This is a genomic window from Endozoicomonas atrinae (assembly GCF_001647025.1).
In the GTDB taxonomy this organism is placed as follows: Bacteria; Pseudomonadota; Gammaproteobacteria; order Pseudomonadales; family Endozoicomonadaceae; genus Endozoicomonas; species Endozoicomonas atrinae.
This window is the reverse complement of record NZ_LUKQ02000068.1, coordinates 15,446-27,228: the sequence shown is the minus strand read 5'-3', so window position 1 is coordinate 27,228 and position 11,783 is coordinate 15,446. Positions and strand designations below refer to the sequence as shown.

The following is an 11,783-nucleotide window of genomic DNA, read 5'->3' as shown; positions in this document are numbered from 1 at the left end:
TGAGAACCTTATTTCCGAAGATTAAAAAAACGGAAAGCGTATAGTTGTGTGATTTTGAAGATTTAAGTTGGACTTACCATCATGCTAGTAATTTGAGATAGCTTCTTACAAAGTCGCACATCGCGTAAAGTACGGGTTTTTATACCTCTGCTGGAAATGAATTGATCCAGAGATTCAGCACTTTTCTTGGTCAACGTGGTTATAAGCACCCGCTCACCCTTTTTTACTCTATGGAAAGTCTCCTGCAACAGGTCATCCATATTGTTTGCTGATGAACGAACTTCTACTTCAGGGTCGAGTAGCCCTGTTGGACGAATGATCTGGTCGATGGTGACCCCTTTGGACTTTTCCAGCTCATAATTACCGGGTGTGGCAGAAACAAAAATGGTTTGAGGCTTTATCTTTTCAAACTCATCAAACCTGAGTGGGCGGTTATTTCTGGATGAAGGGAGCCGGAAACCATAGTCAATAAGATTATCTTTTCTGCTCTTATCACTATTGTACATGGCTGAAATCTGAGGAATCATCACATGAGACTCATCAATAAAGAGCAGGCCATCTTTGGGTAAATAGTCCATCAATGTTGTTGGTGGTAGAGAAGGGTCACGATTGTTCAGGTAACTGGAATAATTCTCTATCCCTGAACAGTAGCCATGTTGCTGCATCATCTCGATATCATACTCAGTCCTTTCATAAAGTCTCGCAGCTTCGGCAATACGGTTCTCAGCATTCAGTTCTGCTACTCGACGTTCCATTTCGACTCGTATTAGTGCGCATGCCTCCTCGATTTTTTCCCTTGGGGTGGAATACAGTGTTTTCGGGGATACCCTGTAGCTGTCTAATGGTCTTACTCTGCTACCGGACACGGGATCAACCCATAAAAGTTGCTCAATGCTATTATCGAAAAGCTCGATGCGAATACCAAGGTGGTTTGAATCGGCTGGAAAGATATCGATAACATCACCATTAACTCGAAAGGTTGCGCGTTCAATGGTGCGTTCACAGCGAGTGTACTGGAGTTGTGTCAATTGCTGAATCAAGTCCTCTCGATCAATGGTCAACCCTGGAGCCAGGGAAACCTGAAGTGCTCGGTAGGACTCTGGATCGCCTAGTCCGTAAATGGAGGAAACAGAAGCTATAACCACCACATCACGGCGTTCAATCAATGCCTTGGTGGTTGATAGTCTTAATCGCTCAAGTTGTTCATTAATTGCTGAGTCTTTTCTAATAAAACGATCCGTGCCAGGGATATATACTTCAGGTTGATAATAGTCATAATAAGAAACGAAATATTCCACGGCATTTTCTGGAAAGAAACGTTGCATCTCACTGTAGAGCTGGGCTGCCAGTGTTTTGTTATGGGCCAGAATGAGGGTTGGTCGCTCCAGGCGATGGATAATATTGGCCATGGTAAAGGTTTTTCCTGAACCTGTGACACCTTTGAGCATTTGATGGGTTTTTCCGCCCTCAAGTCCTGCGATCAGTCGTGCAATAGCTTCAGGCTGATCTCCAGCAGGTGGATGGCTTGCATGCAGAATAAATGAATCTTTCGACATGGCGTATATCCAGAATTAGGTGAAAGTCATTTGTAGTATATGTTGGTTCAGCAATGTTCACTTGAAGGTTTATTAATTTTGCTAATCCTTTTCTATTTCAATCGCATGACAAGTGATAACTGACAGAATCAGGTATTAATTATTTTTCGACTCATAAAAGTCGTACGTACTCTTTAAGATTGTCTATATTGAACAACTCTCATGATCTAAGGCTCATTCCTAAATAAGAAACATCAATGATGTTCATTTGGTATAAGGTCAAACTATGGAACATATCTGTTTCTTCTGGGCAGGTTTTCTTACTTTTTCTGAGGGAAATGACTCTTCTGAAGCATGATATTAACTAACCAATTAGCTGGGGTGCCTATGTCAGAGCTTTCTCCTGATCGAATTATTGAAACGGGTCTTGCTTTCTGGACATCAAAGGTTCTACTGAGTGCACTTGAGCTTGATCTGTTTTCAGAACTTGGGCAGCAGCCGGGCAACCTGGATGAGATTTCACAACGCGTTGGTCTCCACGCTCGAGGAGCGGAAGATTTTCTTGACTCACTGGTTGCTTTACGTTTTCTAGACCGGATCGATGGTGTTTATCAGAATACTCCAGAAACTGCCTGCTTTCTTGATCGTAACAGGTCTTCTTACATTGGTGGGATTTTGGAGCATGCAAACATTGAGCTGTATCCTGTCTGGGAAAAGCTGACCAGTGCGCTGAAAACAGGAAAGCCACAGCATGCTATCCAAGATACAGAAAATGATATCTTCTTTTCACTCTATGAAAGTGATGAAAAAATTGCCCAGTTTATGCGAGCAATGAGCGGTTACAGTCATGCGTCTAATAGCTGTATTGCGAGGCAATTTCCCTGGTCAGAGTATCAATCATTTGTTGATGTAGGTGCTGCAGGAGGGGATTTGGCTGTCCAGATAGCCAGTACTCACCCTCACTTGAATGGTATTGGCTTTGACCTGGAAGAGGTCGCTCCCTGTTTTCAGAAAAATATTGCATCAAACCAATTAGGAGAGCGGCTTTGTTTTGTTGCTGGTGATTTTTTTTGCGACCCATTGCCAGAAGCTGATGTGATTCTTATGGGGCATATCCTCCATGACTGGGATATGGAGAAAAAAAGGTTATTGTTAAGAAAAGCTTATGAGGCTTTACCTGCAGGGGGAGTACTGGTGGTGTATGAATCTCTTATTGATGATGACCGGTGTGAAAACTCATTTGGTCTTTTGATGAGTTTGAATATGCTTGTCAGGACGCAGGGTGGTTTTGATTTTACCGGTTCAGACTGTTGTCTCTGGATGAAAGAGGCAGGTTTTCGAAATGCCCGGGTTGAGCACCTGCAGGGGCCTGACTCAATGGTAGTTGCTGTTAAGTAGTTGTTGAAAATAATGAGCAGAAGCTTCAGGACGCATAGCTGATAGTTTGAGCCAGCCGTGTGGTATGCTCATCAGGTTTCCATTGGTGGTTAGGTCTATATTTGTTAAGGACTTGAAGTCTAATTTTTATGGCTTTCAGGCTCTTGATTCTCAGCTTTAAAGCTACAGTCACTTTTACTTATCACGAATTGCATAATGTGTACGCCATCACTTCCAGAGTAGGAGTAGGCATACTTGCCACCGTACTGAAGAGAAGGCTTCATTTCGGGGCTGGTGCAAACACCATCTCGAATAATAGGGAAAACAGTGGCGCTCATCATGCTCACATCAATATCTTTGGAGGCAAATTTGGGGAAGGTGTAGTGATAAGTCATTAGAGCACCAGGTCCAACCGTTGCTTTATCCATCCGGGTTTCTTCATCCACCATCACCGGTGTCATTGCATTCAGCTGTTGAGCCGCCAGCTCAAAACCTTCAATAACCTTGTCTTCCAGATCCTGGGCGGTTGATTCGGTAGGTGAAGACCGTTCTCTCACTGTCTGGATGCCAATTACGCTGGCTGAGCAAATAATTATGATTGCCAGTACAGAGCCAAGTGCTTTCATAAGGTTTACTGGCATATTGAGGCTCCTGCATATGTGTATGAGTGCAATAATTAGGTTGTATCAGATCAGTTATCGTCCGGTTGAGGTGATATCAATAGGCTATATCGCTGTTTAAATAGCAATAAAGCTAATTATTCCGAAGACCTCAAGTCTGGAAAGTTATTTGCAACTATGAGAGAGAGAAGAGAGTCTATATTAGCTTTCTGATCAGGAGCTTGTATTAATGGATACTGCTCAATCCCATGACTTCCTCATCAGCTCTGTTCTCACAGGAATTGCCAAAGCTTGGTTCAAAAGCTGGTGAGTTAGCAGTAGGTAAAAGCCTTTCAGGCAATATTGACGGTCATGTTCCTCAACCGCTGGAAAGTAAAGAAACTGAAGAGACAGCACTGCATAGCCATCATATCCGCAGAGACGATAAAGTATTGCCAACACAGGGGCTGATATCTCAAAAAAGAAGCCACGATCATGTTTGTGAATTTACAAGGCCAGAACCATGCAAAAGGCATCGTCCGTTGGACTCAGTAGCGTTAAAGGTAAGGCTTGAAGCCTTGGCTTCAGACGTTCGGAATTCAGGAGCTGGTGACCAAAAATTGTCAGACGAAGAGTGTCGCGATGTACAGGAGGCAAGCGCTGTTGCCAGTTGCGAAGAATCCGAAACAGATTCTGGTGAGGATTACGTATTAGAAAGTAGCAGTAATGATGAATTCTCTGAAGTTGAAGATGAATTCTATGTAGACTGTGTTACCAAAAAGTTGCAAGAAATATATGACAAGAGACATTTTTATTCTGAACAAACTCTGAATGAACAGCGGTCTCTATTATTGGATTATATGAGAGAAGCAATCGATTTTAGGAGAGTAGCTATAGGGGATATAAAAGAGAATATTGGACTTCTTAAGGAGTGCTATGAAAATAATCGTGAAAAATTTAATAAGGCTGAATTTAAGGAACCCTCATTTTTGTTTCCAAGAAGATCCATCTATGATGGGGAAGCATTTAGTAGACAAGAGCTGACACTCTCTGAATTGTTTGACTTGCTGCAATGTAAGCAGCGTACTCTATTTTCTGATGTCCAGAAAATGTGGGGCAGGGCAAAGCCTGTTTTATCTTGCTATGACATACCCATAAAGCCTGCTTTTACTTTTGAAATGTCTCGCAATGTGAGACAGCTGATGATTGGTCTTCAGGTGGCATTAAAGGGTTGTAGTCGTCCAGTGATTTTTCATCTTTCCAAGGACGATCAAACCGGTGATTGGAGTACGCTACCTGACAAATTAGCACGTGAGCTTGATGTCTGTATTAAACTCGATGAGTGGAAAAAAACATTCTGGTTATCGGGTTGATATGGACTTAGATCTTGATTTCGCTGATCTTGAAAGGCCTCTTCTGCAGTTGGAGTTTATAGGAAGCGACCTTTCAGGTGAATTTCGTATATCCAGAAACTGCAAGGTTACTAAACTGCTTGAAGAAAACAGGGGCAGGATTGATTCTGGCCAGCTGTTTCAAATATTGAATGACCTTAAATCAGCATTTGATGCCATGCGCAAAACTGTTCATAGCCATTTTGCCAGGCAACCAACTGTTCAGTAGCAGGTCATCACAGATACAGCCTCAATTGATTGCCCAGTCGAGCAGTATGATAAATAAGTGTAACTTTTTATTAGGCCAAGATTATGAATAGGATATGAGTTTTCTTAGTATCTAAATGCCTTATATAAGGCTCTGTACTTCAGAAAAGGTTGCCAAGACTAACACTATACGACAGCTTTTTAAATGCTCCTATGGTCTCTATAACATGGTTTTACAGCAATTGATAAGATCGGTTGCGTCTTTCAGACCTTCCCAGTAAGAAGTTACCACCAACACCTGTAATAACAACAATAAAGGACGTTCCTATGATATATAAAAATCCTGGTGAATCTGGTGCAGTTATCAGCTTTCAATCCCGGTATGAAAACTATATTGGCGGCGAGTGGGTTCCGCCACTGGGGGGAGAGTATTTTGAAAATACGACGCCGGTTACAGGCGGTTTAATCTGTGACGTTCCCCGGTCAAATGAGGCGGATATCAATCTGGCGCTGGATGCTGCTCATGGCGCTAAAAGTGCCTGGGGTAAAACATCGGCAACAGAGCGATCCAATATATTGTTAAAAATTGCTGATCGCATAGAGCAGAATCTTGAAAAGCTGGCGGTGGCTGAAACCTGGGATAATGGCAAAGCGGTTCGTGAAACCCTGGCAGCGGATATTCCTCTGGCTGTTGACCATTTCCGTTATTTTGCCGGTTGTATCCGTGCCCAGGAAGGCTCAGCGGCGGATATTGATCAGAATACCGTCTCTTATCATTTCCATGAACCACTGGGTGTTGTCGGGCAAATCATTCCCTGGAATTTTCCCCTGCTGATGGCAGCCTGGAAGCTGGCGCCGGCACTGGCGGCGGGTAACTGTGTGGTGTTGAAACCTGCAGAACAGACGCCAGCTTCCATTCTGGTGCTGATGGAGATGATTGGTGATTTGCTACCACCTGGGGTTCTAAACGTAGTGAATGGCTTTGGTCCGGAAGCCGGTGAGGCTCTGGCAACCAGTAAACGGGTTGCCAAAATTGCCTTTACCGGCTCGACGCCTGTAGGTTCTCATATTCTGAAATGCGCTGCGGAAAATATCATTCCATCCACCGTCGAGCTGGGTGGTAAGTCGCCTAATATCTATTTTGAAGATGTTCTCCAGCAGGAAGATGAGTATCTGAGCAAATGTGTTGAGGGCACGGTGCTGGCTTTTTTCAATCAGGGTGAAGTTTGTACCTGTCCATCCAGGGTGTTGATCCAGGAAACCATTTACGATGAGTTTATCAGCAGGGTGGTGGATCGGGCTGGTCAGATCAAGCGTGGTAACCCTCTGGATACCGAGACTCAGGTTGGTGCGCAGGCATCTCTGGAGCAGTTTGATAAAATCATGAGTTATCTGGAGATCGGTCGTCGTGAAGGTGCTGAATTTCTGATTGGTGGTGATAAGGAAGAGATCGGTACTGGTTTTGAAAACGGCTTTTATATTCAGCCTACCCTCATGAAGGGAACTAATGATATGAAGGTGTTTCAGGAAGAAATTTTTGGTCCTGTGGTAGGGGTGACGACGTTTAAGGATGAAGCTGAAGCGCTGGCCATTGCCAACGAAACCGAGTTTGGCCTTGGAGCTGGGGTCTGGACCCGTGATATGAACAGAGCCTTCCGTATGGGGCGAGGGATTGAAGCGGGTAGGGTGTGGACCAACTGTTATCACCATTACCCGGCTCATGCTGCTTTTGGTGGTTACAAAAAATCAGGTGTGGGTCGTGAGACACATAAAAGGGCTCTGGAGCATTACCAGCAAACCAAGAATTTGCTGGTAAGCTATGATATCAACCCGCTGGGTTTTTTCTGAGCGGGTTAAACTTGTTTGAATAAGACAATCAACACTGCCGGATCATCAAACCAGTTTGATCCGGCCCTTCCCCCCCCCCAGCATTTTTCTTGGGATTGAGTAAATTCTGCCGGGTAGGTTTGTTCCAGTCGCTGATGCAGTCTACTATAACATGCAGTTAATTGATACGGACGGCATACTCGATGATATACACAAATCCTGGTAAGTCTGGTGCTGTGATCAGCTTTAAGCCTCGGTATGAAAACTTCATTGGTGGCGAATGGGTGCCACCATTGGGTGGAGAGTACTTCGAAAATACGACACCGGTTACCGGGGACTTTATTTGTGAGATACCCCGCTCCAACGAAGCGGACATCAACCTGGCGTTGGATGCAGCCCATGAGGCCAGAGCAGTCTGGGGTAAAACCTCGGTTACAGAGCGATCCAATACTCTGTTAAAGATTGCCGACCGTATTGAGCAAAATCTTGAACAGCTGGCGGTGGCCGAAACCTGGGATAATGGCAAGGCGGTTCGTGAAACTCTGGCGGCAGACATTCCTCTGGCGGTGGATCATTTCCGTTACTTTGCCGGTTGTATCCGGGCTCAGGAAGGATCAACGGCGGATATTGACCAACATACCGTCTCTTATCACTTCCATGAACCGCTTGGTGTTGTCGGGCAGATTATTCCCTGGAATTTTCCATTGCTGATGGCGGCCTGGAAGCTGGCGCCGGCATTAGCTGCGGGAAACTGTGTGGTGTTGAAACCAGCAGAACAGACACCGGCTTCCATTCTTATTTTGATGGAGATCATTGGTGACTTGCTTCCTCCTGGTGTTTTGAATGTTGTTAATGGTTTGGGGCCTGAAGCAGGCGAAGCCCTGGCAACCAGTAAACGGATTGCCAAAATAGCCTTTACTGGTTCAACTCCCGTGGGGGCTCATATTCTGAAATGTGCAGCAGAAACTATTATTCCTTCTACCGTAGAGTTGGGAGGAAAATCTCCCAATATTTATTTTGGTGATGTGCTGCAGCAGGAAGATGAGTACCTGAGCAAATGTGTTGAGGGTTCTGTGCTGGCTTTCTTCAATCAAGGGGAAGTATGTACTTGCCCATCCAGATTGCTGATTCAGGAGTCCATCTATGATGAGTTTATTGGCAGGGTAGTTGAGCGATCCGCTCAGATCAGGCGTGGAAATCCACTGGATACAGAGACTCAGGTAGGTGCTCAGGCATCACTGGAGCAGTTCGATAAAATTATGGGGTATTTGGATATTGGTCGTCGTGAAGGTGCAGAGTTTCTGATCGGTGGTGATAAGGAAGAGATCGGCAGTGGTTTTGAAAATGGCTTCTACATTCAGCCTACCCTCATGAAGGGTAATAATGATATGAAGGTGTTTCAGGATGAAATCTTTGGTCCTGTGGTAGGGGTTACCACCTTCAAGGATGAGGCAGAAGCACTGGCCATTGCCAATGATACGCGATATGGCCTGGGTGCAGGTGTCTGGACAAGAGATATGAATCGTGCTTTCCGTATGGGGCGGGCCATTCAGGTGGGCAGAGTGTGGACTAACTGTTATCACGTCTACCCGGCACATGCCGCCTTTGGAGGTTACAAGCAGTCGGGTATTGGCCGGGAGACCCATAAAATGACGCTGGAAAACTATCAGCAGATCAAAAATCTGCTGGTCAGTTACGATATTAATCCGATGGGTTTCTTCTGACTGGTATAAGGGGCTGTCGCAAAAGGGCTGCGTTTACCAATGCCGGTGTAAAAAAGCGAGTTTAATCAAAATGCTCATTTACTACCTGCGCCTGCAAGAAAACAGAGCTTCTCTCCTTTTCTTGCCAACACTGCGTTCGCTGCTTTTTGTGACTATCTGTCATAAATTAATGTTTCGTTACATTGTGCACTGGTTCCAGAACTAATGGTGCAACATCCAGTTTATTCCAGAACCAGCTTGCACTGCTGGGGAACAGTTTTGAGGGAACATCATATCGGGCGTGATAATTCTCAAAGATATACTGAAGAAACTCAGGAAGAATATACACACTGTAGGGTCTTGATGGGCACTTTCTCGGTTCATAGCCAAAGGCGTGCCCTTTAATGGAGTTGGTGATCAGTATTATATCACCGGGTTTGAAATGTATTCCATGCTCAGCGCTTTCTAATGTAGTGATTACCCAGAAGGAGCGGTTCACTTTTCTTGGAAACAGCGTTGCCAGAGCGCGGAGGTTGTGGACTTCATCAGCGAATAGCTTGTTTATATCAATAGCATGCTGGTTTTGATAATGCTCAGCTTGATAATGCTCAGCTATATGAATAACAAAATTTGTTGCTGTATTGCTGATGTTTAATGAATTGTCAATCCAGGATAATAAATTGAAAATAATATTGATGGCTTCCTGGGGTGAAACATTATCAAGGTCTTGTGCCAGTGAAGGAGCAAATACTGGAAGCACCACTGAATTATTTTTTCTTAGTAACTCTACTGTTCTGAGCGCTACTGTTTCTCTTGTGGATTGGTGGTTTCCAAGGTGAGTACACTGTAATGGGGGCTCATTATATAAAAAGCAGAGCACTTTATAAAACTGTTCTAATGTTTGAATATTAGTGTATGGATGATCTTTTTTAAATGGGCTGTTACCGCGAATGAAAAGATTGGCTTTTAAATCATATTTTCCAGTATGTTCTTCCAGTTTGTCGTAAAGATCTTTTATCTGGTAATAATGTTTATTAACTTGGTGCTGAATTTTTCTGTCCACTGGATATTCTGGAGAGACGCTGGAGAACAGTATTTGAAAATATATCTGTGTTAACAGGTTACTTATCAGATCTGCAGCTTTATCGCCATATACGTAGTCTGAGGCTTGTTGGTTTGTTAATAAAACAGAGGTTTCGGGTAACTGTTGTAATCTTTCGAATGCATGCTGAAAGAGCGCAGCCTGCTTCCTACCATAGGTATGGTGATGCATGTCGCCAGCGGCTACTGGATTGTTTTCCAGCAGAAACCAGTTCTGTGCACTCAATAGTCTTCTGTTTGTATGGAGGTTATGCTCTTGGCCTTCAAGAGCAATTATCTGATTGGCTATATCTTCATTAGCGATAAAGTAAATTTTTTTACCTTTGAAGGATAGCTCATAATAACCATGTTCAGTGGTCTTGGCATAATCATTAAGTGCCTTGATATCCCGGTAAGAGAGTATATATCGGTTACTGATTCGAGATGCAGCCTGAAATGCCTGTAACAGGCTGCTTTTTAATACCCATGAAAGCATTGGTGATTTTTCATGAAGCCTCTCAATTGAAAACAATGTCTCGGTTAAAATGGGAACTGCGCGCTTGGCAATCGAATATCGCAGGCTTTTGCTTTCCGGATGACCAGTTTCACTGTAAGCCAAATGTGCACTTAAGAATATAGAGATGATGGTAATGGTGATAGCGAGCTTAGAAACCAATTTAATATAACGAGGACGTGAATATTTTGAGTTGTGACAGTATGCGTATTTTCTATAGAATAACATTGTTAATAACCATTCTTGCTTAGCGTTTTATCAATCATTGACTGTCTTCAAATTTTTCTGTTTTTGAAACTTGATGTTTCGAAATATATGTTTTAGATATCCGCTATTGCCAAGTTCATGAAAAATACGGTTAATGACGAATTAGTCTGCTTTTTTAGCCATATAGTTCCTCACTATTGATTAAATTAAATGATTTCAGCCAATATTTAAGTGTTGTATACAGTTCAGAGTCTAAGGACTTGATGTTTCAGAATGATTACTCAATTTCAGAGTGGTTATTCGGTCAGTTGCAAGCCGCCTGGACTCTGGAATCATGACTCAGACGGCTTTTCGAGAAGGTAGGCTTCAGGGCGTTTCCTGAAGGTATTGGCTTGGGTCTATGTAGAGGCCAAGGGAGCGCTTATCAATGCGCTTTTCCTTATTTTCAGTCTTACCTACTTCCTGGTATCTGAAGACGACTGTATCGCCAATGTTTACATCCAGTTGCTTGTCTGCTGACAGGTATTTGTAATCATCACCGGCAACAGTCAGGGTATGGATATAGTAATCTGGCATCCCCAGCCAGTCGCTGTGAGGGCCATCGGTACTGACAGCTTCAAGCAGACCACGACCTTCCAGCTTTGGCTGGCGCTTTTGAAAACTTCTTTGCATGGGGCTTTTTTCTCTAGAGACTTTTGAATAGCGGTTAGTTGAAAGGATCGGGTCGAGAGCGACGTTTATTTCTCTGCCGCCAGTTGATGACAACATTCCAGCGCCAGGCAGCCCGAATCAGCAGGTAACTGATAAAGCCAAGCACAACACCGGATACCAGCGACCCTAGATAAAGAGGCTTCCAGACACGGGCAAGTCCAGCACCCAAGCCTTGAATCGTGAGTTCAAAGGAAGCTTCACTTACCGGTGTCTGAAGGATAAAACAGCCGATTTTGTATGTAAAATAGAATATGGCAGGCATGGTCAATGGGTTCGTAATCCAGACCAGTGCTACAGAAAGAGGAAGGTTGCATCGAAAGACAATGGCCAGACATGCCGCGAGAACCATTTGGAAAGGCATGGGAATAAAGGCAACGAAAATGCCGACAAAAAATGCGGCAGCAGCAGAGCGGCGATTCAGTTGCCACAGGTTTGCATCATATAATGCAGAACCCAGAAACCGCAGGTGGCGATTTTCCTTGATGGTTTTTGGTTCCGGCAAATACCTTTTAATCAGTTTTTTCGCCATATCCTTCCACTATTTTACAGCTATCGTTACATCAACTCATCATACACTGAGCTATGACTTTAGTTCATGGTCTGCAGAGGTTGCCAGCTTTTAGTATGAAAGT

9 protein-coding genes are annotated in these 11,783 nt (G+C 43.9%); 4 read left to right on the top strand and 5 right to left on the bottom strand.

What is annotated here, in order from left to right:
- Positions 1 to 62: 62 nt before the first annotated feature.
- Entirely contained in the window at positions 63 to 1,556 is a 1,494-nt protein-coding gene (locus AK963_RS11710; protein WP_238593707.1) for a DEAD/DEAH box helicase family protein, read from the bottom strand.
- A 366-nt stretch (positions 1,557 to 1,922) separates the two neighbouring features.
- Here AK963_RS11710 and AK963_RS11705 point away from each other — a divergent pair, with 366 nt between their 5' ends.
- Positions 1,923 to 2,933 (top strand): methyltransferase, encoded by a 1,011-nt coding sequence (locus tag AK963_RS11705; protein WP_175404496.1) that lies wholly within the window; start codon positions 1,923 to 1,925, stop codon positions 2,931 to 2,933.
- 119 nt (positions 2,934 to 3,052) lie between these two features.
- On the opposite strand, the gene AK963_RS11700 is transcribed toward AK963_RS11705, so the two are convergent.
- Positions 3,053 to 3,553 (bottom strand): hypothetical protein, encoded by a 501-nt coding sequence (locus AK963_RS11700; RefSeq protein WP_066015634.1) that lies wholly within the window; start codon positions 3,551 to 3,553, stop codon positions 3,053 to 3,055.
- 227 nt (positions 3,554 to 3,780) lie between these two features.
- Here AK963_RS11700 and AK963_RS11695 point away from each other — a divergent pair, with 227 nt between their 5' ends.
- From AK963_RS11695 to exaC (AK963_RS11680), 3 genes are all read left to right on the top strand, one after another.
- Positions 3,781 to 4,884 carry a hypothetical protein gene (locus AK963_RS11695; RefSeq protein WP_066015633.1) on the top strand — a complete coding sequence of 368 codons (1,104 nt, stop codon included), beginning with the start codon at positions 3,781 to 3,783 and terminating at the stop codon, positions 4,882 to 4,884.
- A gap of 552 nt (positions 4,885 to 5,436) precedes the next feature.
- Entirely contained in the window at positions 5,437 to 6,957 is a 1,521-nt protein-coding gene (gene exaC, locus AK963_RS11685; protein WP_066015631.1) for an acetaldehyde dehydrogenase ExaC, read from the top strand.
- 182 nt (positions 6,958 to 7,139) lie between these two features.
- Positions 7,140 to 8,660 (top strand): acetaldehyde dehydrogenase ExaC, encoded by a 1,521-nt coding sequence (gene exaC / locus AK963_RS11680; protein ID WP_066015630.1) that lies wholly within the window; start codon positions 7,140 to 7,142, stop codon positions 8,658 to 8,660.
- A gap of 166 nt (positions 8,661 to 8,826) precedes the next feature.
- On the opposite strand, the gene AK963_RS11675 is transcribed toward exaC (AK963_RS11680), so the two are convergent.
- The 3 genes from AK963_RS11675 to AK963_RS11665 all read right to left on the bottom strand — a co-directional run bounded on the left by AK963_RS11675 (position 8,827) and on the right by AK963_RS11665 (position 11,680).
- Positions 8,827 to 10,338, bottom strand: coding sequence for a hypothetical protein (locus AK963_RS11675; RefSeq protein WP_139117367.1), 1,512 nt, complete (start codon positions 10,336 to 10,338; stop codon positions 8,827 to 8,829).
- A 468-nt stretch (positions 10,339 to 10,806) separates the two neighbouring features.
- Positions 10,807 to 11,112: a hypothetical protein gene (locus AK963_RS11670; protein ID WP_066015628.1), complete on the bottom strand. Its 306-nt coding sequence runs from the start codon at positions 11,110 to 11,112 to the stop codon at positions 10,807 to 10,809.
- A 34-nt stretch (positions 11,113 to 11,146) separates the two neighbouring features.
- The gene (locus AK963_RS11665) at positions 11,147 to 11,680 is read right to left on the bottom strand and encodes a DUF2062 domain-containing protein (RefSeq protein WP_066015627.1); all 534 of its coding nucleotides are present in this window, start codon (positions 11,678 to 11,680) and stop codon (positions 11,147 to 11,149) included.
- Positions 11,681 to 11,783 lie beyond the last annotated feature (103 nt).

What these genes read in the sequence shown, in the direction of transcription:
- AK963_RS11710 (WP_238593707.1), bottom strand. Translation starts at nt 1,556, where the DNA reads ATGTCGAAAGATTCATTTATTCTGCATGCAAGCCATCCACCTGCTGGA.
- AK963_RS11705 (WP_175404496.1), top strand. Translation starts at nt 1,923, where the DNA reads ATGTCAGAGCTTTCTCCTGATCGAATTATTGAAACGGGTCTTGCTTTC.
- AK963_RS11700 (WP_066015634.1), bottom strand. Translation starts at nt 3,553, where the DNA reads ATGCCAGTAAACCTTATGAAAGCACTTGGCTCTGTACTGGCAATCATA.
- AK963_RS11695 (WP_066015633.1), top strand. Translation starts at nt 3,781, where the DNA reads ATGACTTCCTCATCAGCTCTGTTCTCACAGGAATTGCCAAAGCTTGGT.
- exaC (WP_066015631.1), top strand. Translation starts at nt 5,437, where the DNA reads ATGATATATAAAAATCCTGGTGAATCTGGTGCAGTTATCAGCTTTCAA.
- exaC (WP_066015630.1), top strand. Translation starts at nt 7,140, where the DNA reads ATGATATACACAAATCCTGGTAAGTCTGGTGCTGTGATCAGCTTTAAG.
- AK963_RS11670 (WP_066015628.1), bottom strand. Translation starts at nt 11,112, where the DNA reads ATGCAAAGAAGTTTTCAAAAGCGCCAGCCAAAGCTGGAAGGTCGTGGT.
- AK963_RS11665 (WP_066015627.1), bottom strand. Translation starts at nt 11,680, where the DNA reads ATGGCGAAAAAACTGATTAAAAGGTATTTGCCGGAACCAAAAACCATC.